Origin of the sequence: Prevotella communis, assembly GCF_022024175.1 — a bacterium.
GTDB lineage: Bacteria > Bacteroidota > Bacteroidia > Bacteroidales > Bacteroidaceae > Prevotella > Prevotella communis.
The window spans coordinates 2,117,671-2,142,246 of the sequence record NZ_CP091794.1; the positions used below are offsets into that span (position 1 = coordinate 2,117,671).

The 24,576-nt window shown below is 49.4% G+C and carries 20 protein-coding genes; 11 read left to right on the forward strand and 9 right to left on the reverse strand.

The window, feature by feature from the left end:
- Positions 1 to 6 precede the first annotated feature (6 nt).
- Together L6466_RS08740 and L6466_RS08745 are read right to left on the reverse strand one after the other, a co-directional pair.
- Positions 7 to 2,052, reverse strand: a complete 2,046-nt coding sequence (locus L6466_RS08740; protein WP_091854414.1) for a hypothetical protein — start codon at positions 2,050 to 2,052, stop codon at positions 7 to 9.
- Between the two features lie 96 nt (positions 2,053 to 2,148).
- On the reverse strand, positions 2,149 to 4,836 hold the full coding sequence (locus L6466_RS08745) for a 3'-5' exonuclease (protein ID WP_237803166.1): 2,688 nt from the start codon (positions 4,834 to 4,836) through the stop codon (positions 2,149 to 2,151).
- 121 nt (positions 4,837 to 4,957) lie between these two features.
- On the opposite strand from L6466_RS08745, the gene L6466_RS08750 reads away from it, so the two are divergent.
- Genes L6466_RS08750 through L6466_RS08760 form a run of 3 tightly spaced genes read left to right on the forward strand, consistent with a single transcriptional unit; the run spans position 4,958 to position 8,488 of the window.
- Positions 4,958 to 6,430 carry an SPFH domain-containing protein gene (locus L6466_RS08750; RefSeq protein ID WP_176757022.1) on the forward strand — a complete coding sequence of 491 codons (1,473 nt, stop codon included), beginning with the start codon at positions 4,958 to 4,960 and terminating at the stop codon, positions 6,428 to 6,430.
- Positions 6,408 to 7,799 carry an MATE family efflux transporter gene (locus tag L6466_RS08755; RefSeq protein WP_237803551.1) on the forward strand — a complete coding sequence of 464 codons (1,392 nt, stop codon included), beginning with the start codon at positions 6,408 to 6,410 and terminating at the stop codon, positions 7,797 to 7,799. The genes L6466_RS08750 and L6466_RS08755 overlap by 23 nt, the downstream gene beginning before the upstream one ends.
- Before the next feature lie 14 nt (positions 7,800 to 7,813).
- Positions 7,814 to 8,488, forward strand: a complete 675-nt coding sequence (locus L6466_RS08760) for a peptidylprolyl isomerase (RefSeq protein WP_237803550.1) — start codon at positions 7,814 to 7,816, stop codon at positions 8,486 to 8,488.
- A 397-nt stretch (positions 8,489 to 8,885) separates the two neighbouring features.
- Here the strand turns inward: L6466_RS08760 and rsmA are convergent, their stop codons facing one another.
- From rsmA to L6466_RS08780, 4 genes are all read right to left on the reverse strand, one after another.
- Positions 8,886 to 9,689, reverse strand: coding sequence for a 16S rRNA (adenine(1518)-N(6)/adenine(1519)-N(6))-dimethyltransferase RsmA (rsmA, locus tag L6466_RS08765; RefSeq protein ID WP_237803549.1), 804 nt, complete (start codon positions 9,687 to 9,689; stop codon positions 8,886 to 8,888).
- Between the two features lie 21 nt (positions 9,690 to 9,710).
- The gene (locus tag L6466_RS08770; protein WP_237803165.1) at positions 9,711 to 11,108 is read right to left on the reverse strand and encodes a C1 family peptidase; all 1,398 of its coding nucleotides are present in this window, start codon (positions 11,106 to 11,108) and stop codon (positions 9,711 to 9,713) included.
- A 50-nt stretch (positions 11,109 to 11,158) separates the two neighbouring features.
- Positions 11,159 to 12,595, reverse strand: a complete 1,437-nt coding sequence (locus tag L6466_RS08775) for a Na+/H+ antiporter NhaC family protein (RefSeq protein WP_237803164.1) — start codon at positions 12,593 to 12,595, stop codon at positions 11,159 to 11,161.
- A 164-nt stretch (positions 12,596 to 12,759) separates the two neighbouring features.
- Complete coding sequence (locus tag L6466_RS08780) at positions 12,760 to 13,653, reverse strand: helix-turn-helix transcriptional regulator (protein WP_237803163.1); 894 nt, start codon at positions 13,651 to 13,653, stop codon at positions 12,760 to 12,762.
- 158 nt (positions 13,654 to 13,811) lie between these two features.
- On the opposite strand from L6466_RS08780, the gene L6466_RS08785 reads away from it, so the two are divergent.
- From L6466_RS08785 to L6466_RS08820, 8 genes are all read left to right on the forward strand, one after another.
- Complete coding sequence (locus tag L6466_RS08785; RefSeq protein WP_237796042.1) at positions 13,812 to 14,978, forward strand: iron-containing alcohol dehydrogenase; 1,167 nt, start codon at positions 13,812 to 13,814, stop codon at positions 14,976 to 14,978.
- Positions 14,979 to 15,033: 55 nt separating this feature from the next.
- Positions 15,034 to 16,356: an amidohydrolase family protein gene (locus L6466_RS08790; RefSeq protein WP_237803162.1), complete on the forward strand. Its 1,323-nt coding sequence runs from the start codon at positions 15,034 to 15,036 to the stop codon at positions 16,354 to 16,356.
- 2 nt (positions 16,357 to 16,358) lie between these two features.
- Positions 16,359 to 17,465 carry a cyclophilin-like fold protein gene (locus L6466_RS08795; protein ID WP_237803160.1) on the forward strand — a complete coding sequence of 369 codons (1,107 nt, stop codon included), beginning with the start codon at positions 16,359 to 16,361 and terminating at the stop codon, positions 17,463 to 17,465.
- Positions 17,462 to 17,998, forward strand: a complete 537-nt coding sequence (locus tag L6466_RS08800; protein ID WP_237803159.1) for a flavodoxin family protein — start codon at positions 17,462 to 17,464, stop codon at positions 17,996 to 17,998. Before L6466_RS08795 ends, L6466_RS08800 begins: the two co-directional genes overlap by 4 nt.
- A gap of 36 nt (positions 17,999 to 18,034) precedes the next feature.
- Positions 18,035 to 19,078, forward strand: a complete 1,044-nt coding sequence (locus L6466_RS08805) for a carboxymuconolactone decarboxylase family protein (RefSeq protein WP_237803158.1) — start codon at positions 18,035 to 18,037, stop codon at positions 19,076 to 19,078.
- A gap of 34 nt (positions 19,079 to 19,112) precedes the next feature.
- A complete protein-coding gene (locus L6466_RS08810) occupies positions 19,113 to 20,096 on the forward strand; it encodes a DUF362 domain-containing protein (protein ID WP_091854389.1) in 984 nt (327 codons plus the stop codon).
- Positions 20,097 to 20,141: 45 nt separating this feature from the next.
- Complete coding sequence (locus tag L6466_RS08815) at positions 20,142 to 21,272, forward strand: alpha/beta hydrolase (RefSeq protein ID WP_431356492.1); 1,131 nt, start codon at positions 20,142 to 20,144, stop codon at positions 21,270 to 21,272.
- A gap of 407 nt (positions 21,273 to 21,679) precedes the next feature.
- Positions 21,680 to 22,870, forward strand: coding sequence for a hypothetical protein (locus L6466_RS08820; protein WP_237803157.1), 1,191 nt, complete (start codon positions 21,680 to 21,682; stop codon positions 22,868 to 22,870).
- A 38-nt stretch (positions 22,871 to 22,908) separates the two neighbouring features.
- On the opposite strand, the gene L6466_RS08825 is transcribed toward L6466_RS08820, so the two are convergent.
- From L6466_RS08825 to L6466_RS08835, 3 genes are read right to left on the reverse strand one after another with little or no spacing between them, the layout of a single operon-like run.
- Entirely contained in the window at positions 22,909 to 23,394 is a 486-nt protein-coding gene (locus tag L6466_RS08825; RefSeq protein ID WP_237796016.1) for a hypothetical protein, read from the reverse strand.
- Positions 23,384 to 24,148 (reverse strand): TlpA family protein disulfide reductase, encoded by a 765-nt coding sequence (locus L6466_RS08830; RefSeq protein WP_237796014.1) that lies wholly within the window; start codon positions 24,146 to 24,148, stop codon positions 23,384 to 23,386. Before L6466_RS08830 ends, L6466_RS08825 begins: the two co-directional genes overlap by 11 nt.
- Before the next feature lie 7 nt (positions 24,149 to 24,155).
- Positions 24,156 to 24,566, reverse strand: coding sequence for a hypothetical protein (locus L6466_RS08835; RefSeq protein WP_237796012.1), 411 nt, complete (start codon positions 24,564 to 24,566; stop codon positions 24,156 to 24,158).
- Between the last annotated feature and the right edge of the window lie 10 nt (positions 24,567 to 24,576).

The window sequence follows — 24,576 nt, forward strand, 5'->3', positions numbered from 1 at the left end:
ATTCCCTTAGTTAATCAGGAATATCTTGGTCTGACCGTTGTAGGTAGCCTTCACTGTAGCACGACCTTCAACGATAGGACTAATCTCGCACTTCACGCCTGGCACGTCAGCCTTAGCCTCCAGCTTGGTATTAGCCTTCAGAGGACCATAGACCTGATAGCGAATCTGGTCGGCATAGCCATTCTGATTGTTGAAGCGGATAGGTGTGGTGGGGATATTCAACTTCTGGCCATCAGCAGTAATAGTGAGCTGAGGAACAACAGGAGCCGTATGTTCTGCACCTTTAGAGAAACTGATTCCGTGGAGGTCGAACAAGCCCTGAGGGCGCTGAGGCTGCTGGGGACCACGACCAAAGCCAGGACGTCCCTGAGGCTGCTGGGGCTGCTGTACCTCTGGACCATCAGCCACGAGGTAGATAGCATGCTTGCCGCTAAGACCCTCTACAGCAGGAACGGCAGCATAAAACATTGTCTCCTTACGGTCTGCATTAGCGGGCACGTCAACGACAGCAATCTCCTGACCCTTCCAGGGATCATCCAACTTAACGCGAATCTTGAAGGCGCCCTTGCCACTGGGTGTCAGATTGAGACCAAGTGTAGTCTTGTCACCAGCCTTAGTTCCCTCGAAAGCCTTACAGCCCTTGGTATCCTGAGCCAGTCCACCGAAGCCGAAATACTTAAAGCCTACGATACCGCCATTCTGAATGCCTGCCAGATCCATTGAGTTATTCCATACATCATGGTTGTCCTGCATCCAGTTGTTGGCGTTGGGGCCATACATAAAGGCAGCATAACCAGCGCTGTAGTAGTTATAAGGAGGCAAACCGAAGATCTGGAAGCCCTCGCTGGTCACCTCAGCACCTGTATATTCATTGCCGTCGGTAGCCTTTGCTGTCCACACATTGTTCTTTGTGTAGGGGTCATAACCAGTAATCGTCACCTTACCACCCTTAGCCACTGGCTTCTTATCCCATGTAATCTTCACAGGAGCTACCATTGCCTGACGAGCATTACCAAAGCCACGTGGGGGACGATGATAGAACACATACCACTGACCATTGATTTCCTGCAACGAGCCGTGCGTGTTATGACCTGCATTCGTCGTTATCAACTTTGAACCATCCTCATTCAGGACAACACCACGTGAGTCAACCAACACACCACCAGAACGCCAGGGTCCCAGAGGAGAGTCACCATAGGCATAGCGCAGAGCCGAGTTTGTGTTGCCCAGTCCGTACTCCTTGCCAGAGTAACCAGAGAACACCATCACATACTTATTACCCACCTGACGGATAGAAGAAGCCTCAAAGAAGTTGAAGTCCTTAGGATCCTGACCCTTATAAAGCGCCTTATACTCACTGCCAGCCTTATCCAACAAACGACCGTCGGCGCTTACAGCAGGAATAAACGGATCTATGGGTTCCGTTCCGGGACGCTTAGAATACATCGTGTTCTGGTCAAGTTCTACAGCAGTAGAGTGCTGGAAACCATAGAACACGTAAGCACGGAAACCGATGTTATAATCCTTATCTTTCTTATCCGTGATATTCTCAATGAATACTGAGGGGTCGAAATCAATCAGTGAACCAGGCAGACACTGGCGACCATCCTCAGTGAGGTTGATGGGCTTAAAGGGACCATTGGGGCGGTCACCCTTACACACCATTGGCGTGCGACGCCAGCCACGAGAGTGAGGATAGAGGTAGTAAGTCTTCTTACCAGTTGTTCTGTCCTTTACCTCCACCAAGTCAGGCGCATACATCGTGTCCCACTGACCATCTACAAACCACGAGAAGATTGGACCTTCATCGCGCCACTGACTGAGGTCTTCTACAGGTGCTGACCACATACGGATATCAGGACCGCAGTAGGCTGAATAGTTCACATCGTGCGAACCAATGATGTAAGCACGAAACTTTCCCGGCTGATCGGGATCTTCAAACACACGGGGTTCACCATCGGGCACATGTTCCCACAATGGCAAATAGGGATTCTGGGCATTGATACCCATTGTGGCTGCGAAAGCCACAGCTAATAAAAAGATCTTCTTCATAAAACTCGTTAAAGGTTTTTATTCCGACTGCAAAGGTAGCAATAATATGCGACAAGACTTTTGGATTATGTGTCTTATCCTTCTGATTTTGTTACATCAGGCAAAGAATTGGCGGATAGAAGCCATATAACGGGTTAATTGTTTGGGATAAATGCGTCCCCAGCGCGTGATGCTGTTATGACAAAAGCTGATGGTCAGCCGTTTGCGGGCGCGTGAGATAGCCACATAGAATTTGCGTGCCTCTTCCTGTCCGCCACTCTCTGTATCGGCATAGACGCTGGGATATTTTCCTTCCACCGCATCATAGACGATGACATGATCAAACTCCAGTCCCTTTGCCTTATGTACCGTACTCACAAAAACACGGTCCGTCATACTGGAAGCCCCACAGAGGTCGGCCTCCTTCATGGTGGTCAGGTCCTGGATATGCCGGTGAAGCTGGTCAACCAACGACAGTCCACTGGCAGATGAAATCAGTTCCTGTTCTATATACCTTATTATATATGGCAGCTTTGGCATATAACCTATACGGCCAATGTCACGCAGATAGTCAAACGTATATTGCAGTTCAGCCGAGAGTGGTGTAATACCACTCTGCACATAGAGCCTGCTACGCGAATGCTGATAGAGGTCGGCATAGAGATGACGGAAGCGGTCTATGGTTTTCTGGTGACGCCTGATAAACTCCTGCTGACGTCCGACGATACTCCTGGCACGATCGTAGCAATAAATCATCAGACTATTCGTAGCCAGTATATCATCATTAGCCAGGTGCGAGTTATGTCCCTCAAGCCCCAGCTGTACCAATAAGTCCTTTAACTTATAACTCTTCAGGCGCGGACGCAGCAGGCGTGCCATCTTCAGACTATCAAAATAAGAAGGCCAAAGCCGGTACATCGACAAGTCTGGTGCATATCGCTGCATGTTATGCTCCATAATCTGATAGTCGTAAGTAGCATTATGTCCCAGGATAGCACAGCCACGGGAGAAATCCACAAATCGTTGTAAGGCCTCCTGATGCGACAGATGCGGTTGTGCCGCATACTCCTCTACCAGCGGGTTCACCACCTCGCCCAGCATCTCAGGAATCGTACGTTCTGTCTCAATGAAGATATTCAACTCCTCTATTACCCTACCCTGTCTGACCTTCACGGCAGCTATCTGCACCACGTCATCCTCAAAGACATTCAGGCCTGTGGTCTCTGTATCAAACACCACCACATCCTGTTTCTCATAGACCTTGACAAACTCACTCAGATAGGTAGAACCCTCATAATCCAGGAAATCAACAGGCGACAAGGCCAGCTCCATCACCTGACGCACAAACTGCCTTGAGGCACTATTGGAAGTATAGACATGAAGCCCGGTAAACAGATGCGACCAGGCTATGAAATTCTGTTCCATCGACACCACACTGAGATGAGCCAACAGCAGACGCACCTCTGGCGTAGAGAAACAGTCGATACCAGATATCTTGAAATGTGGCAAGGTCTGCAACGCACCACTCACGTCATCGGCATCACTATTGAAAGCCACGATTACCGCCACCGTGTCGTCAGGATACTGTTCGTAGATACGACGTACCTCATGCGCCACGATGTTAGCCTCATCCACATTCGTATCAGCCTCAAGAATCTGCAGATCGCCTACCTGCTTCTCCGTCTTGTTTTGCGTTGATGGCAACAGGTCATGAGCTATACCCAGTTGCTGTTCACCATACTGATTAAAGACATCCAGCAGATACTGGGGTGAACGGTAGTTGACGAAGAAATTATGGAAATGTCCCTCGCCGCAGCGCTCTTTCAACAACGTCAGCGTGTCCGTCTGTGCACCCATAAAAGAGAATATAGCCTGCTGAGTATCACCTAGATACACTACAGTTGCTTCAGTATCAGTAAAACCATCAATAATTGCCAGTTGAAGCGGATTCAGATCCTGAACCTCGTCTATCTGAAGCCATTTCAGTTTCTTGATGGGATGCGCTTCCAATTGTTCTGCATGATGCGATTCTGTCGCATCATACTGCACCAGCATATCGTAGGTTTTCAGGAGCAGGTCCTCAAAATCCATCAGATCGTTTTGCAGCTTGTATAATTCATACTGACGGGCCGCATTCAGGCTCAACAAGAGGGCTGCGGCCTCCTTACTGAGCAACGCATGCTCATCCAGGAACAGACTGGCTTGATGATATAGCGTGATAGACGAGTCCTGTGTATATGGCAGACGGAAAGCGATACACAATTCCTTCAAAGCCGATGGCTGCATGGCATCACGATGTACCATCAGTTTCGACGGATAACGATGCTCACACTGATACATCAGGTGTTGCAGGTTCAGTATCTGAGAATAGCGCTGTCTGTCCTTGTTGTCACCCAGCACTTTCAGTTCATCCTCACCCAGGAAATCAGCCATGATACTAAACGACGTGTCATTATCTATCACAGCCGTATGCTCTGGCACAATACCGTTCTCAAACAGAAAGCGCGAGCAGAAGCGATGCACATTACCCACAAAGAGCGCATCCAGCCCTTTCACGTTACCCATACGCTCATAGATACGTTCCTTCATGCCTCGTGAGGCACGATTAGTAAAGGTCAGACAAGCCATATCGGCAAATTCCTCCCCATGTTCATGAGCCCATACGATACGCTCGGCAAGCACAGCCGTCTTACCGCAACCTGGAGGGGCGAGCACCAGATGACAGCCCCCCGTAGCCTCTATGACTTGTTGTTGTTCTGTGTTAAATGTCATCACCACATTGCAAAGGTAACCCTTTTCTGGCATATTGACAAGCGTTTTAGTTAAATATAGCGAATTTTTTTTGCCAATCATCCGAAATGTAGTACATTTGCTTACACAATTTATCTATGAACTCTAAAATTATTCAATTATGGAACCAACACTCATGTATGCTCTTATTGGCGCTGGAATCTTTTTCCTCGCCATCTTCGTTTTCGTATCCTATGTGAAGGCACCACCCTCATTCGCCTTCATCATTTCAGGTCTTTCCAAGCAGCCTCGCGTGCTCATTGGTAAGGGCGGATTCCGTATTCCGTTCCTCGAGCGTCTGGACCGCGTCTACCTGGGACAGATTACTGTCGATATTAAGACAGAAGAGAGTGTACCTACCAATGATTTCATCAATGTTGACGTTGATGCCGTGGCCAAGATTCGTGTCACACCCGATAGCGAGGGAACCCGTCTGGCAGCCAAGAACTTCCTGAACATGACGCCCGACGAGATTGCCATGCAGTTGCAGGACTCTCTGCAGGGTAACATGCGTGAGATTATCGGTACGCTCGACCTGCGTTCGCTGAATACCGATCGTGACGGTTTCTCTGACCAGGTGATGGCTAAAGCATCGCCCGATATGGCAAAACTGGGTATCGATATCATCTCATGTAACATCCAGAACGTGACCGACCGCGAAGGCCTTATCAAGGACCTGGGTGCCGACAACACTGCCAAGATCAAGAAAGATGCCGCTATCAACCGTGCTATCGCTGAGCGCGACGTGAAGATTGAGGTGTCTAAGGCCGACAAGGAATCTAATGATGCACGCGTGGATGCCGATACCGCTATTGCTATCAAGAACAACGATCTCGCCTTGAAGCGTGCTGCCCTGAAACAGCAGGCCGACACCGCTCAGGCCGATGCCGATGCTGCATACGCTATCCAGCAGCAGGAACAGCAGAAGACCATCAACGTGAAGACCGTTGAGGCTGAGATTGAGAAGACCAAGCGTGAGCAGATCCTGTCAAAGGAGCGTATTGAGATTAAGCAGAACGAACTGTCTGCTGAGATTGAGAAGAAGGCTGATGCCGATAAGTATAAGGTTGAGCGTGATGCTGCCGCAGAACTGGAACAGCGCAAGCGTGTGGCCGAGGCTCAGAAGTATGAGGCCGAACAGCGTGCACTTGCCCAGAATGCCGAGTCTGATGCTACCCGTTACCGTCTGGAACAGGAGGCTGCCGGTATCAAGGCCAAGGGTGAGGCCGAGGCTTATGCTATCCAGAAGAAAGGTGAGGCCGAAGCGCTTGCTATGGACAAGAAGGCTGAGGCTTACAAGAAGTATAACAATGCAGCTGTCGTTCAGATGATGATTGAGGTACTGCCTCAGGTTGTAGAGAATGTGGCTAAGCCTATCTCAGCCATCAAGGATGTCAATATCTACAGTGGTGACGGCCAGGGTATCTCTGCCATGAGCGGCAACGTGCCCGTAGCCATCAAGCAGGCCTTCGACGTGCTGAAGAGTGCCACTGGCGTTGATATGGCCGACATCATGCGTGCTGGCACTATCGAGGCTAAGACTACCCGCAACGTCAACCTGAATGATCAGGCTCGCGATGCAGTTGATAATATCACGGGTGAAAAGTAAAGACTTATTATCATACATACGTGAAGGTCGCACGATGACGCAACAGGAGAAGTTGCGGCTCATCGTGCAACTTTCTATTCCCTCTATCCTTGCACAGATATCCGCCACGGTGATGTTCTTCATCGACGCATCCATGGTGGGACATCTGGGTGCAAAGGCTTCTGCTTCCATCGGACTGGTTGAGACCACCGGATGGCTGATGGGCGGACTGGCCTCTGCAGCCTCGATGGGATTCTCTGTACAGGTGGCCCATTTCATTGGTGCCAACGACTTTGAGGCGGCACGTCGTGTGTTGCGTCAGGCCTTGGTATGCTGCCTGATATTCAGTTTCGTGATGAGTGGCATCTGCATAGGCATCAGTCCCTTCCTGCCCTACTGGCTTGGCGGCAGTGCAGAGATAGCACGTGATGCCTCACTCTATTTTGCCATCATCGGACTGGCAGGCATCTTCTTCCAGATGGAAGGACTGGCAGGCTCTATGCTGAAGTGCTCAGGTAATATGAAGATACCCTCTATCCTCAACATTGGTATGTGTGTGATGGACGTTATCTTCAACTATTTCTTTATCTATATCCTCGACCTCGGCGTGATGGGCGCTGCCATGGGCACAGGACTTGCCGAACTCGTCACAGCCATCCTGATGTTGTATTTCCTGCTGGTAAAGAGCGATATGCTCCGTCTGAAAGGTTTCCCAGGCTCGTTCCGTCCAAAGAGCGATACCGTTGGCACAGCCTTTAAGATTGGGGCACCTATGGGACTGCAACACCTGCTGATGGGCGGTGCACAGATAGTAAGCACGCTGATAGTAGCCCCGCTGGGCACTATCGCCATAGCCTCCCACTCGCTTGCCATCACCGTTGAGAGTCTCTGTTATATGCCAGGCTTTGGTATAGCGGAAGCAGCCACCACACTTGTAGGACAAGGAATAGGTGCCGGTCAGAAGGTGCTGACCAGAAGTCTGGCACTGATGTCTGTGGGCATGGGCATCGTCGTGATGACCTTCATGGGTATCCTGATGTGGACCTTCGCACCAGAGCTGATGACAATCATGTCGCCTGTAGACGACGTTATTACACTGGGTACCGATGTACTGCGCATCGAGGCATGGGCCGAACCGATGTTTGCTGCCGCTATCGTATGCAACGGCGTCTTCGTGGGTGCCGGCGACACACTAAAACCAGCCTTTATGAGTCTGGCCTCGATGTGGGGCGTACGTCTGACGCTGGCCTGGTATCTGTCAAAGGATTACGGACTGATGGGCGTCTGGCTAGCAATGGCTATAGAACTAACCTTCAGGGGAATCATCTTCCTGACGCGCCTCTTCACAGGGAATTGGAACAATAAACTAAAATTAAAAACGACTAATTGATTACATATATGAATATAAAAAGTATTATAGGCAGTCTACTACTATCAGTACTTGCATTGCCTGCAGTAGCTCAGACCAATGAGGTGCTGCTTGAGACAACAGAGGGCAACATCCGTGTTATGCTGTATGATGACACACCGCTGCATCGTGACAACTTCCTGAAACTTGTGGATGAACAATTTTATGACTCCCTGCTCTTTCACCGTGTCATCAGGAATTTCATGATACAGGCGGGCGACCCAAAGAGTAAGCATGCAGAATCAGGAGAGATACTGGGCGGAGGCGATCTGGGCTATACGCTGCCTGCAGAAATCAAGACGCCTACACACTATCATGCCAGAGGAACCCTGGCAATGGCTCGCGAGGGCGATGCCAGAAACCCGCAGAGACGCTCCAGCGCCTGCCAGTTCTATATCGTATGGGGTAAGACCTATTCCACCAAGGAACTGGAAGCCATCCAGGAGAAGGTGCTCGAAAATACCAAGGGACAGACCAGATTCAGTTCTGAGATGTACTGGACTTACAAGAAGCGCGGCGGTTCGCCCCATCTCGACGGACAATATACCGTATTTGGTGAAGTCACCGAGGGACTGGATGTCGTAGAGAAAATCCAAAAGGTGTTTACCGACGACTATAACCGTCCTGTTGACGATATACGTATCATCAGGGCTACAAGAATCAAGAAATAAACATTACAGGTATATACAACGAAAATGCAGGTCGTGGTTCTCTAACCTCTGGCCTGCATTTCATTCGATATTAATAACTAAAAACCTTTTCTACTTTTGTTACCCTTAATGCAATCTCTATTACCTTACTAATACCTACTTTCCTTAAAAACAATCTAACCTTATAACTAACTAACCTATTGATTCTCTTTTACTAACTTTCTATGCTTTTTACTAACTCTATGCTCGCCTTTCACAAGGGGATTTTCTAAAACTTTCTACCTAATCAAACTAAATACTATTGAAGATCTCTTTTGTCATTGTTTCCTTTTGACGATGCAAAGGTACGACGAAATCCGATAACTTGTATCAAATTCCGTCGCCTTTTGCAAGAAAAATAACGTATTATTGATTAAAATCAAGCGTTTGTGTTCGCACACAGGTAATTTTCCAACCAATTCGTCAATTCCACAAACTCTGAAATTGATAGTTGCTCTGGACGCTTGGTTAATGCCGTAGCATATTCATTAAAAAACGGAGAATCAGCAGGTAGCATCTGCTTCAAGCTGACACGCAACATCTTACGGCGCTGATTAAACGTGGTCTTCACAATACGTTTAAACAGGTCCTCGTTGCATCCTAGTTTCTGTACCTTATTACGCGTCATGCGTATTACAGCACTCTGCACCTTAGGAGGCGGATTAAACACACCTGGTTCTACCGTGAACAGATACTCCACATCATACCATGCCTGAATCAATACGGACAATATGCCATACTGTTTATTACCTGGCTGTGAGGCCATACGCAGGGCCACCTCACGCTGTATCATGCCAGTACAACAAGGAATCAAGTCGCGATTATCCAGCATTTTGAAGAATATCTGTGAGGAGATATCATACGGATAATTACCTGTGAGCACAAACTGTTGCCCATCAAACACCTGACGCAGGTCCATCCGCAGAAAGTCCTCACCCAGGATATTCTCACGCAACTTAGGAAAATGCTCGTTTAGATACTCCACCGACTCACGGTCTATCTCTACCACCTTGAACGGACGGGGTTTCTCTACGATATACTGTGTCATCACGCCCATACCCGGTCCTACCTCCAGCACAGGTATATCGGGACAGGCATCTACAGTATCAGCAATGCGCTTAGCTATAGACAGGTCGGTCAGGAAGTGCTGACCAAGATTCTTTTTCGGTTTTACTTGTTTCATCATTAGCACAAGTTTTCTTGATTATTCATCCATTTGGAAGAGCGGGTCTTCGGGCATCACCATCACAGGAGCTGTCTCGTATGCCTTCTTCACCTTAGCAGGTACATATTCATTGGGCACCACTAGGCGGAACATATACTCACGGAACCAGCGGTCTGTCATAATCAGGCAGCCCTGTTGTCCCCAAGAGGCACCCCATGAGTTCTCCACCTTCCATTTTGTAGCCTTACCTTTACTGTCAAGGTCAACAGCCGTCAGTGTCATCGCATGGGTAGAACCACTGTCGAACGTAGATATACGTTCTGCCTTGTTCATACCAAACGAGGTATTAAACAATGCCCCGTAGTCAAAGTTTTCCGTATCGGCATAACCACGCTTGCGGTCCAGCATCTTACCTACGTCATAAGAAGAATAGAGCTTATGACCAGCTTTCAGAGTATTGATGGCCATCTCCTCTATATCATCCATTGGCAAATTGACGTATTTCCAGTTGTGTCCGTCATACGTGTGGCGGTCATACTCCACTTCGTAGGTCTTGTAGTACTCACGACGAGGGTCATTCATTACCATGATAAAAGTACCGTTGAGCGATTTGCCTACCACCTCTTTATAAAAAGACTGTGGGGTATATTCTTTAGGCTCGCCTACAGTCTGTCCCTTGCTGTTCTTAAAGGCGTAGGTAAACTTCATGGGTGGCTCACCAATGGTGTACTGCAACATGTGGTAGATCTGACTGAGCATGCGTGTCTTTGCCTTCTCGATAGCAGATGCCTTCTTGTCTTTCTGCACCATATCACGCAACTGCAGACCGAACTCACGCAGTTTGCTGGCAATCAGGGCACGAGCCTTTGAGGTATTGTCACTTGAATATGACTCAGGCATCACCTCCGTAGGCACCAGCCCGTATTTCTCTGTCAGGTCGGCCACGCCACAGAATGTGCCACCATCATTGATAGGATAATGGAAGAAGAACTGCACACGCTGGTCGTCAATAGGCTTCTTAGCCGTATCAATACAGCCCTGCAGCATCAGGTTGGCCTTCTCCAACTGGTCATAGAAGAAGAGATAAGCCTGTGAGAACGTCACATTGAGCGAGTCGGTACGCAGGTTGAAGTCAGAGCGCAGCACGTTCAGTCCACTGAACATCCAGCAGCGGCCAGACGATTTCTGATCTGTGATGCTCTGCTTCTTCGTCTCTATGCTGAAATGCGTATCCAGCGCGCCTGCGTTCTTGCGGTTCTGCGACAAGTCGTCAATGGCATTCGCGGCAATAGCGTTTACCAATGCACGATCAGCAGGCTGCAGCGCATTCTCGTTTTCAATCTCAGAGAGCATCTTCTTGCTGATGCCTCCATCTTTCGTTTGTGCCTGCGTCGTCATGGCGACACACAAGGCAGCTAAAATCAGTACGTTTTTCATATTATCAATTTTTACTTTTTACTCTTTAACCTTTTTACTTTTTAACCTTTTCACTCTTTTACCTTTCTCTTGATCTTCCATCCCAATGCAGCCACAAGAATAGTCATCATGGGACTCAGGATATTAAAGAAGCAATAAGGCAGATAGGCGATGGTAGCCACACCCAGCACCGTGCTCTGCGTCAGTCCGCAGGTATTCCAAGGCACCAGCACACTGGTCACCGTGGCCGAGTCTTCTGCCGTACGGCTCACCAGCCGTGGTTCGTAGCCCTGCTTCTCATATACGTTCTTAAACATATTCACCGTCAGCACAATACTGATAAACTGGTCGCCTGTGGCTGCGTTCAGGAAGAGGCCTGTGCTGGCTGTAGAGGCCACCAGCCCTACCCTGCTCTTCACCCAACTGATTACCACTCTTGTGATGCTCTCAATCATACCGCTGGCCACCATCACGGCTCCGAAACACATGGCACAGACAATCAGCCAGATGGTATTCAGCATACCAGCCATGCCACCCGTAGATACCAGCTCGTTGAGTTCTGCCGAGCCCATCTCAATATTTGTAGGACCATAGAATGTCATCACCAGGCCTTTTGTCAGGGCTGCCACACTGCCCAGCTCTGCATCGCCAGCTATCTCCTTCAGGATATGCGGCTGCAGGATGATGGCCATCACTCCGGCCATCAGGGCCGAGAGGAACAGCACGATGAGCGAGGGCACGCGCTTCACAATCAGCACGCCGGTAAACACAGGTACCAGAAGCGTCCACAGCGAGATATTAAACTTACCTCCCAGTCCCTCTGTATATTGATGCACATGAATACTGTCGTCAGCATCAAAGCCCAGTCCTAATGCCGTAAATATCAGGAGTGTCAACATAAAGACAGGCATCGTGGTCAGCATCATATAGCGTATGTGCTTAAAGATATCCACACCAGCCGACGAGGATGCCAGGATGGTGGTATCACTCAGGGGCGACATCTTATCACCGAAATAGGCACCAGAGATGATGGCGCCTGCAGCAATGGCCTCGCTAACGCCCAGCGCATGACTGATACCCAGCAATGCCACACCTATCGTGGCTATCGTGGTCCACGAACTGCCTGAGAGCAGCGACACCAGCGCACAGATTACGCAGGCACAAAGCAGGAAAAACTGGGGCGACAACATCTGCACGCCATAATATATCAGCGTGGGCACCACGCCACTTATCATCCACGCTCCTGCCAGCATACCTACTGCCAGCAGTATCAGTATCATAATAGCCACGCCGCCCACGGTTTTCTCTATCTGCTGCTCAAACGATTTCCATGGCTCCTTGTAGAATACCATCGAGATAAACACGCACACAGCCATAGCTGCCAATAGAGACACCTGACTGCCACCGCTCAGCGAATCACTGCCAAACAGCGCAATAACCACAGCCAGCAGACCTATCAGGACCACTAGTGGAATAGCTGCTACAAGAGGATGAGGGAGTTCTTTCATCAATATCACATAAATTTCAGTGTGCAAATTTACAAAATAAATCGCAAAAAAGTAAATTTACACTTATATATTTGTATTTGTGAGAAAACATACTTTATTTTGGAAGCAAACATATTGATGAGAACAGCCACATTGAGAAATGTCGCAATAATAACGACAGATGATTATTTCCCAACGAACTGGCTCGGACTGAGACCCGTGATGCGCTTGAAGAGGCGGGTGAAATGATGGGGAAAGTCGAAACCCAACAGGCGGGAGGTCTCGCTGACGTTATGCCCTTGCATCAAAAGACTTTTCGCCTGATTGATGACATAATTATGTATATAACCGATAGCAGTGCCGCCCGTGGCCTTGTGGACAATGTCACCAAAGTATCGGGGAGAATAAGCCAGTTGGGAGGCACACCAGGCTACAGTGGGCAAGCCTTGCGACAATTGTCGGTTCTCGCGAAAATAGGTATGCAGTAAGCTATGGAAACGCTTTAGCAGGTCGGTCTCTCCCCTATTCTCTTCCGATAACTGGCGCAAATAGATACGATTGCAGTATTCCAGTATCAGGTGCAAATAAGCCAACAGCACACTTCGGAGTGAAGGGGAATCCTCATGCGCCTGCAACTCTTGTCGCATCTGAGCCACCAACTGCGTGATGCAAAGCCACTCGTCTGGATCCATGCGCAGCGAGCCATCGAAGAAATACGAGAAGAACTGATAGTGATCAATCTGACGCTCCAATTCGCTGCCGTGCAACAGCTCAGGCGACCATAGCAGCACCCAACCACTTAACGAGATGCGCTCACCATTGTCCTCCAGTCCGCCTATTTGTCCTGGTTCCACTGCAATGATAGAACCATCGCTCACCTGCAATTTCCGCATGCCGTATGAGAGATTGAAGGGGAACTGTCGTTGGATGAACAACCCATACACACCATAGTTGTTCAAGCTGTGACGAAAGGGTGCCAGCTCGTCATAATGGATGATGCTAATTAATGGGTGCAACACCGGTGCATCCACAAAACGAGCATAGTCGTTGGGGCTGTCTAACTTCAAAATATTCCTCATATTGGTGGCAAAGATACGCAAAATAATCTAATAATGGTATATATTTTACGTTATTTAAGCACTTTCTGCGGAATTGGTATATAATCAGCCAATTTGTGTAATACCTATATAATATATTATGTGTACTTTTGCACCCAGAAACTTAAAACAGAATAATTATGTTAGGCAATTTTACATTCCACAATCCTACGAAGTTACACTTCGGTGAGGATTCTTTAAGCAAACTGAGTGAAGAACTGAAGAACTATGGCAAGAAGGTGATGCTCTGCTATGGCGGTGGCAGCATTAAGCGCAACGGCATCTACGATCAGGTGATGGCCGAGCTGAAGAAGGCAGGCTGCGAGGTGGTAGAGATAGCCGGTGTGATGCCCAATCCTACTATAGAGAAGGTATTAGAGGGAGCCCACATGGCTCGCCAGGAGAATGTGGATTTCATCCTTGGTGTGGGCGGCGGCTCTACCGTTGACTACTGTAAGGCCGTAGCCGGAAGTGCTTGGTACGATGGTGACCCTTGGGAGTATTACTTCAAGAACTGGCAACCGATGACCTGCCGTTGGATTCCTGTGGGTTGTGTGCTCACAATGGCTGGCACTGGCTCTGAGATGGACAGCTGTTCGGTTATCTCCAGCCATACGGAGAACCGCAAGTTGTTCTATAACTTCCGTAACCCCGACTTCTCCATCCTCAATCCTCGCTTCACCTTCACTGTTCCCAAGTATCAGATGGTGGCTGGTATCTACGACATCATGAGTCATATTCTGGAGCAGTATCTCTCTGGCACCGACGACAACACCAGCGACTATATCGCCGAAGGACTGATGCGCTCACTTATCGTCAGCAGCCGCAAGGCTAACGTGAATCCTGAGGACTACGAGGCTCGTTCGAACATCATGTGGACAGCCACTTGGGCACTCAACACACTCATCGACCGCGCTAAGGCCACCGACTGGATGGTGCACATGCTGGGTCAGGCTGTGGCTGCCTATACCGATGCCACTCACGGTCACACCCTCGCTGCCGTCAGCGGTGCCTACTACCGTCTGCTCATCAGCAAGTCGCCCGATGCCGTGCAGAAGTTCAAGCGTCTGGCCATGAACGTATGGGGCGTTTCTGCCGAGGTTAAGACCGACGAGCAGGTTGCGATGGAAGGTCTGGAGACGATGGAGCAGTGGATGCGCGAACTGGGATTGGCGATGAATATCACCGAATGTGGTGCCAAGCCAGAGTTGATTGAGGGAATGGCTGATGCCTGCCCCATCTGTCAGGGTGGCTACTACATTCTGAATCGCGATGAGGTTGTACAGGTACTGAAGGATAGCCTGTAATTAATTGAAAATTGAAAATTGAGAATTGAGAATTAAAGCTTTATTGCTGAGTCTTATGATAGCAGCAAACGGTTTCGCTCAGGGCGTGATTGATGTGCACAGCCACATCATCACTCCTGAGTTTGTGTCGGCTCTTGAAACAGAGGGACGTGTGATGGACGAGGGATTCCCCTTGCCGAAGTACAATGTGGAGAATCATCTCAGATGGATGGACGAGGCTGGTGTGGAGACATCGGTGTTGACATTGGCAGCTCCACAACCATCGTCAGCGGAAGTGGTGAGGCAAACCAACGAGACAGCCGCTCGCATCAAGAAGGAACACCCCGGACGATTCCTGTTCTGTGCTGCCCTACCCCTGCCTGATGTATCGAAAGCCATCGAAGAGGCGAAGTTTGCACTTGATGTATTGAAGGCTGACGGCATTAAACTGGCAACAAACGTAAACGGACAGTATCTAGGTGCACCCGAACTCGACACGCTTTTCTCTGTGTTGAATGAGCGCAAGGCTATTGTCATCCTGCATCCGCATCGCCCCGAGCCAGTAAATAAGCAGGTGATGCAGCAGACACCGCTCGCCATGCAGGAGTATCTCTCAGAAACCACCCGTGCCGTGTCGAACATGATTTCACGCAATGTGCTGGCTCGCTACAATGACATCAAGGTGGTGGTTCCCCATTGCGGTGCCTATCTGCCTTTGGCTATTCCCCGCATGAAGTCGCTGACGCCCGTGATGCAGACCAACAAGATGGTAGGTGAGATTGACTACGAGGCCAACCTCCGCACCCTCTATTACGACCTTGCGGGGGCACACTCTCCAGAGGTCATCCACATGCTGCTCACCATCACCACGCCCGACCACCTGCTCTATGGTTCCGACTATCCCTACGTGGCCCCACAGGTGCTCACGCAGAGTCTGGCGAGGATGAAGGACTATCTCTCGAAAGAACCTGACCTCGCACCGTTCAAGGAGATGATTCTATGGAAGAATGCCCAAAGCCTCACCCAATCACTATCTACTCCCCTCCATCACAGGGAGGGGCAAGGAGGAGGGTCTCTTATAGTCCGCATTGCTGAGATTGAGGTCTATCCGCAGTATTTGCAGGAATACTTAGCTTTTGCCAACGAGGTGGATCGCCTGAGTATAGAGCGCGAGCCAGGCGTCATCTGCCTCTACCCGATGCAGAGTGCCGAAGACTCTACAAAGATTCGCATTCTTGAAATCTACGCCTCTGATGAAGCTTATCAGCAACATCTGAAGACAGAGCACTTCCAGAAGTACAAGCAGGGCACGCTTCATATGGTGAAAGACCTGAAACTGCCCACCATGAAGCCACTCGACCCAGAGACAATGAAACTGATATTCAAAAAACAACGATAACGATGCAAAAGATTTTATCATTCTTAGCAGCAATGTTGTTCTGCTGCTGTTCCGCAGATAACGAAGTGAAGGCTGAGGAACCTGCAAATACAGCCAAGACGCTTGTGGTATATTACAGCTATACAGGTAACTGCCGTGAGATAGTAAATACGCTGACCAGTCAGATAGAGGCTGACGTGCTGGAGATTCAGCCTGCAGAAAAGGGACTAAGGTACGAGGCAAACAATTATGCCCTTGGTACTCAGTTGCTGAATGCCATCAAGGCTAATCCTAACGATGTCAGCAGTTACCCAGCCATCGACCCTGTAACGACATCGCTCAGCGACTACCAGAACATCATCATTGTCACCCCGTTGTGGTGGAGTCAGATGGCTGCCATCATGCAGTCTTACCTGTTTCAGAGTGCCTCTCAGATGGCAGGAAAGCACGTCGGCATGATTGTATCAAGTCATTCGAGTAGCATCAGCGGTGTGGTAAATGATGCCAAACGACTATTGCCTGATGTGACATGGATGGGTGATGCGTTGTGGATTAACGCCAGCAACCACAGTAATCGTGCCACACTGATAGAAAACTGGCTCAAGACACTGACTTTCGCAGAAAAGAATACTACTATGGATAAGATATATATCACCATCGGCGGACAAACGCAAAGCGCGACACTGGTCGATAATGAAGCTACACGCGAGTTGATTGCGGCACTTCAGGATGCCTCCATAACAGTTACTCTTAACGACAACGATTTTGAGATATGGGGTTCTTTAGGCAAATCGCTGACAACGAAAAACGAGCAGATGACAGCCCTACCCGGAGACATCGTGCTTTATAACGGCAGCAACATATGCATCTTCTACGAGTCAAACTCTTGGAGCTATACTCGTTTAGGACATATCGACGGACTGTCAGAAAATGAGCTTCGCACATTCCTCAAAGCAGGCGAAAGCAACATCAGTGTTACCCTGTCGCTTGCAAAGCCTACTGGCATCAAGGGCCTCTCCCCCAACCCCTCTCCAGTTAGAGAGGGGAGAATTTACTCCCTGAATGGTGTGAAGATTGAGAATCCATCTAAGGGAATATATATAAAGAATGGTAAAAAAGTTATATTATGAAAAAAGTTATAGTTATTTCCACAAGTCTGCGTCACGGCTCAAACAGCGACATGTTAGCAGACAAATTCGTTGAAGGAGCAAAGACTGCTGGAAACGAAGTAGAGAAGATTTCTCTTGTAGGTAAGAATATACAGTTTTGCAAAGGCTGCTTTGGTTGCCAAAAGCTGGGTCGCTGTGTCATCAACGACGATGTGAACGACATCATGGCAAAGGTACTGGAGGCCGATGTAGTATGTTGGGCTACACCAATTTACTATTATGAGATGAGCGGACAGATGAAGACCCTCATAGACCGCATGAATGCGATGTATGAACAGGATTATGCGTTTCGTGACGTCTATCTGCTGACAACGGCTGCAGAGGATGATGAGCAGACGCCGAAGCGTGCCGAAATGGGCTTGACGGGCTGGATAGACTGCTATCCCAAAAGTCACCTGGCAGGAACGCTTTTCTGCGGAGGTGTGAATGACCCTCGTGAGATTGAGGGTAATCCCAAACTGCAGGAGGCTTTTGAATTAGGAGAAAATGTATAATATAGAAAGTAGAGAAGAATGAAAAGGTCTTTATATATGAGAAGATTATTTTTTACTCTATTAATCATGATGATGACTATGGTAACAGCAAATGCACAAATGCAACGGGTAGGCGACGGCACGTCGGGAATGACGCTGACGGAGCGTCAAAAGGGATTGGCAGCATGTGCCTGCCTGATGGCACAGGGTGACATGAATCGTTTGGAGCCTGCCGTACGAAAGGCTCTCGATGGTGGTGTAACCATCAACGAACTGAAGGAGGCTTTCTCGCAACTCTATGCCTACACTGGTTTCCCACGAAGTCTGAATGCGCTGGGAGTTTTGAGTAAGGTTTTGGAAAGCAAGCAGGCGAATTGGCAGGAAGGAAAGCCTTGGAAGCGTCCTGCTGAGTGGGATGATGCCAAAAAGGCCTACGAACTGGGCACCAAGAACCAGACACAACTCTCAGGAAAGCCTTTCAACTATGAGTTCTGTCCGCAGGACGACTACTATTTGAAGTCACACCTCTTTGGTGACATCTTTGCTGGTGACCAACTCTCTGCTGCCGATCGCGAAATAGTAACCGTAGCAGCCCTGAGTGGTCTTGAGGGCGTAGCACCACAACTCGCTGCCCACAAGCAGGGTGCCGTAAATATGGGAAATAGTCAGCAGCTCGTCGATGAACTGTGCACTTGGCTCTGCAACGAGGGCTACACTCTAAGCACCAAGTGGCCCAAGGGTGAGCCAAATCCCTACGGAAAGTATTTCATCGGCCAGAGTTATCTGGCAGATGTCGGTGGTGGTGTGATAAACGTCACCTTCGAGCCTGGTTGCCGTAACAACTGGCACATCCATCACAAGCAAGTGCAGGTACTCATCTGTGTTGCCGGTAAAGGCTGGTATCAGGAATGGGGCAAGGAGCCGCAAGAGCTTACTCCCGGCACTGTCATTGCTGTTCCTGCAGAAGTAAAGCATTGGCATGGAGCGCAGAAGGGTTCATGGCTTCAGCACCTCACCTATCATAAGGATATTCAGGAAGGAGCAAGCAACGAGTGGTGTGAGGCTGTTAGTAACGAACAGTACGATGCTCTCTCAAAATAACCCCTAAGAATATAAACATATAAAGGCATAAGATATGAAGAAGACATTAACAATTGTTGCATTGATGCTGGTGGCATCGGCAGCTGCTTTCGCACAGTCAAAGGTGTATCTGACAAGAGAAATCAGTCCTGAGTCGTTGGTGAGAATCTATAAAGCCTTGGGTGTTCCCGCTAAGGGACGCGTGGCCGTTAAGATGAGTACTGGAGAGGGTAGCAACCCTAACTACCTGAAGCCGGAACTGGTGAAGAACCTGATATTCGAGGTGGATGGCACCATCGTGGAATGTAACACCGCATACGGCAACTCGCCAGCCGACAAGAAGGATGACCGCAACACATCGGAGAATCATTGGAAAGTGATTGAGCGTCACGGTTTCACGAAATATTTCCCTGTAGATATCATGGACGAATATGATGAAATCCGCATCCCCGTAAAGGATCAAACGCACATCAAGTACGACATTGTAGGAGGCCACATAGCTAACTATGACTTCATGATTGCCCTCAATCACTTTAAGGGGCATCCTATGGGAGGCTATGGCGGTGCGCTGAAAAATCTCTCTATCGGCTGTGCTAGTCAGAACGGCAAGGCTTACATCCACTCTGCCGGCAAGATGGAGAAACTGGATATGGGCAAGTTGTGGACACCAGAGTTCATCGGTAATCAGGACGGATTCCTTGAAAGTATGGCAGCTGCCGCGCAAGCTGTGGTGAACTACTTCAACAAGAAGCAGGGCATCATCTACATCAGCGTGATGAACAACATGTCAATAGACTGCGACTGCGTGGATCATCCCGAACCCGTAAAACTGGAGGACTATGGCATCCTCGCCTCTACTGACCCTGTAGCGCTCGACCAGGCCTGCATCGACATCATCAATCAGCAGAAGGTAACAGCCAAGAACGACCCTACCGATTTGCTGAAGCGCATCGACAAGCAACATGGTACACACACTATCGACCATGCAGCCCAGATTGGCCTTGGCTCCAAGAAGTATGAGTTGGTAAATCTGAAGTAGCACCGCTCTCGGCTGAGAGGTTTGAACTATCAATTAACAAGCAACATGAAACGAACATTTTTAGCTGCATTGATGCTGGTCGGAATGCTGGCAGGTTGCACAAGCAGTAACAAACAAACAACTAATAACGATATGGAACAGAAGTTGGAATTGACGCAGGAGTGGGACAAGGTGTTTCCGCTGAGCGAGAAGGTGAACCACAAGAAGGTGACGTTTAAAACACAGTATGGACTGACGCTGGCGGCAGACCTTTATACGCCGAAAGATAGCAAAGGTAAGATGGCGGCCATCGCCGTCTCTGGGCCTTTCGGAGCAGTGAAGGAGCAGTGTAGCGGACTCTATGCCATGAAGATGGCGGAACGTGGTTTCGTGGCACTGGCTTTCGACCCTTCCTATACAGGTGAGAGCAGCGGTGAACCGCGTCGTACAGCTTCGCCCGACATTAATACCGAGGACTTTATGGCGGCTGTCGATTTCCTGTCGAAGCAGGACTATGTGGATGCCGAGAAGATTGGCATCATCGGCATTTGCGGCTGGGGAGGCATCGCCCTGAATGCTGCCGCTGCCGACACACGCATCAAGGCTACTGTAGCCTCAACAATGTATGATATGACCCGTGTCAGCGGAAACGACTACAACGATGCTTTCGACAATGAGCAGTGGCGCCACAGAAACCGCGAGAACCTCTCAAAACAGCGTTTGGCAGACCCCAATGCTATGGCTGGCGGTGTACTGGACACCGTTCCACCACAGGCTCCCAACTTTGTGCACGACTACTACGACTACTACAAGACTTCACGTGGTTATCACAAGCGCTCTGGCAACTCTAACGACGGTTGGCGCGTCATCGGTACGCAGGCCTACGCCAACAGCCGTTTCCTTTACTACATCAATGAGATTCGCTCTGCCGTTCTCGTGATGCACGGTGCCGATGCCCACTCACGCTACTTTGGCGAGGCCGCCTATCACTATATGGTAGAGGGTAAAGCCGAAGGCTACAAGTTCGTTGGTGAGCCCAATCCCAACCCCGAGAACAAGCAACTGCTCATCATCCCCGATGCTACTCACTGTGACCTTTACGACGGTGGCTATGAGGAAAAAGCAGGCCAGGGTCAGCCCAAGAACATGATTCCTTGGGACAAGTTGGCTGAGTTCTTCAAGACCTATCTCAAATAAACAAGTATTCTTCAAACAGCCTGCGGAAGCAGAGAAACTGATGCCTTACTGCAGTCTGCTTCTAGCCTCGCTCGTGAGTGCTCCATGGAGCAGCCTAGGAGCAGCCTAGGAGCAGAGTGATTGCTGCCTAAGAGCAGGCTAAAGCATTTTTGACAGTAAAGTAATAAAGAAATTCTCTAGAGAATTTTGTCCTTACTAAGTGATATAGCATTTGCTACTTAGTTATAAAGATAATAATTCTCTAGAGAATTTTCTTGCTATCATATACAAGGCAGATTAAAAGTCAGTAATATCGTTTTTGTTTCTGGGTTAAACAGCCCTCGAACATCAGCCTTCAGACATCAGACATCTTCCATCGGAGCAAGACACTTGCCTGTCCCTAGTGTCCTACTGACGACATCCGTGTCATGGTGAAGCAGAAGACTGGCAGGGCGATGCAGGAGAAGGACGTGAAGTTTACGGACAAGAAAGGCAAGCAGCGTGTCCGTCAGGGGTGCAGCCCAATCCGTGAAGGTGTGGTGAACATCAAGCCCGACACGACGATGGAAGACCTTTTGCGCTATGTCAAAAGAGTGCACGAGAGGTGGGGCATCAGAGCCATACAGATACACATTCATAAGGACGAAGGCCATTATGAAGTGATGGAGCAGCGAGAGCAATGTCAAGCAGGCTTGAACATTGCCGAGTCGCGACAGAACTCGGCGGAGCCAGCCACCGAAGACCCCGCATCATGGGAACCGAACTACCATGCTCATATCATCTGGGACTGGATGGACCACGACACGGGCAAGTCCTTCAAGTTGAATGCCGAGGACATGTCTGCCATCCAAGATTTGGTAGCTGAGACATTGGACATGCAGCGAGGGCAGAAGAAGTCAGAGACAGGGATTGACCATCTGGAACGGAACGACTTCATCATCCTGAAGCAGGAAAGCAAGAAGAAACAGCTACAGGAAGAGTCGAAGAAAGCCATTGCAGAGAAGGAGGAGGCGGAAGCAGAGGTCGAGGCAGCAAAAACAGAAATGGCAGACTTGTGGAAAGAGCACGACTATCTGACAAGTGCCAACCGCACGAAAGCAGAGCGCAGCAACCGCCTCGACCTTGACATCAGGAATAAGACGAACCGCTCCCAGGCACTTGATGATGCCATTGATGCCAAGAAACAGGAAGTTGCTGGACTATCAGCGAAAGCCGACAAGAAGCTGCGGGACTTCTACACCATCAAGGAGCGTGGCGACTGGCAAGACCCGATGTTCTTTGCCATGTCTGCATATATCTACCGCATTGACGAGGGCTTGCAGTTTTGCATCAAAGCCATTCAGGACTTTGCCTATTCAGGCTTCGGCGGTCGAGGCGGCAAGCATGGTGACATTTTCTGGGACAACGAGTCATACGCCATCAAGCAATACCTGAAGATGTTTGCCGACCTTGCCAGTGCCACCTTGAAGCAGGTGGCAGACTGGTTTGTCTGGCTGGCAAGCACTTTGGGCAGGTTCAACGCTAACGAACTGAGACGTGCCGACCATGAAGTCCACGACATTGCTGATGGCAGATACGATGGACGAATACAGAAGTACCAGCAAGGAATTTCGAGATAAGCAGCTGCTATATGATAGCAGTCCGATAAATATAGTATCTACAATTCCACCTCGTGGCCCTTCACGATAATCATCGGGCAGCCAGGAATTTTCTTCATTTTTCCTTTCACTTTGTGACGGGCATAACTGCTCTTGAAGTTGGCGGGGAAAGACAGCCTGCCTTTGCCCTTGATGTCAACGACGCTGATAGTGACGCAGTATTTCTTCTTGCCTTTCAGAACGACAGACTCCACAGGGGTGACGCTGAGTTGTTTGCCATTGTCGGCTGGCGTGACTCGCAGGTAGATGGGCTTGTTCAGTACATTGACAAACTTCTTGTCCCGAACCTCGTAACAGTTGAAACTCAATAGGCATTCCTCGTACTCGCACTTGTCGATGGCGACCATAATGTCGGTCAGCAGATAGTCTTTCCGGTTCTTAAAGATAGGCCCCCATTCTATTTCTCCTTTGCAGTCGCCCTCGAAACCTGCCGTGCTGGTCCTTATCCACGACTTGCCCGACAGCGTGTGCGGCTTATTCTGCATCAGCCTCCTTAATCTTTGCCAGCAACTCAGCACGTTTATCCTCGCTCGTGCCGTGGACGGCATAGCGGACGATGCCCTGCTTATCGACCACAACGGTGAAGGGGAAACCCTCGGTGCCAATCCACGACATCATGTCCTTGGCCTCAACGAGATGCGTCCACGTGAAGTGGTGCTTGTCGGTAATACGCTTGGCCAGCTCCGCATCGTGGTAGGTGGCAGAGAAGAACATCACATTGGGCAACTGCTCCTTCCACGTGGAGAGTTCGGGCATCTCGGCACGGCAGGGGCCGCAGCCGGAGTACCACAGGTTGAGCACCATCACGCGGCCTCGAATGCTGTCGTTCGTCCATGTGCGCCCGTCCATATCCTTCTCATTGAACTGCGGGAACGGCTCACCGGCCTTGGGCGAGTAGAATGTGCCGTCGGCTTTCACGTTTGCCCTTGTCAGTTCGCCCATCTCGTGCATCATGTTCAGACCGTTCAGGAACTGGTCGGCATTGTGGACTTGCTCACGCGGGATGGCCTGACGGATAAGAGACTTGGGCAGCGTGGCATCGACGTTGATGACGACGAGACTATTGCCCTCCTTGTCTTTCAGTCGCATGATGGACTTCTCACCGTCGGGCAATTTAGGCATTTCACGGAAGAAATAGCCGTTGGAAAGAAACTTAGGAATAACCGTGTCGATTCTTTCTTCTTGTGCCGTCGCCGTTAGTGAACAGGCTATCAATAGCAATGTAAATAAATGTTTCATGTCCCTTTTATTTTACTTTCTTGAAATTCAAAACTACATCCGAGTTTGTGAGATGCCAAGTCATCGTTTTTGCCGAAAGCTTTTGGACATCATACTCTTGGATTTCCGGGGGCGTACCGCCATACTGTCCGATGTATATAGCCAGATGGCGGTCCTCGGTCAGTGCATAGTCACGCACAAATGTCGTGTCGCCTGCAAAGACATCATACACATGAATGGTACATTCACCCCCTGTAGCCGGCTTGCCAGGCGTAAACGTGTACTGCACATACCCCTCAGCCACAACACCTTCATCATACACTTGCTCCCAAGTGCCCGCGAGTTGGTCCATCAGAAATTCTTCATCATCGTCGCTGCTGCAAGAGGCGAGGGAGAAGGCAGCAAGCATCGCAAAGGCGAGTCTCAAAATCGTATTCATGAGTTCCTGC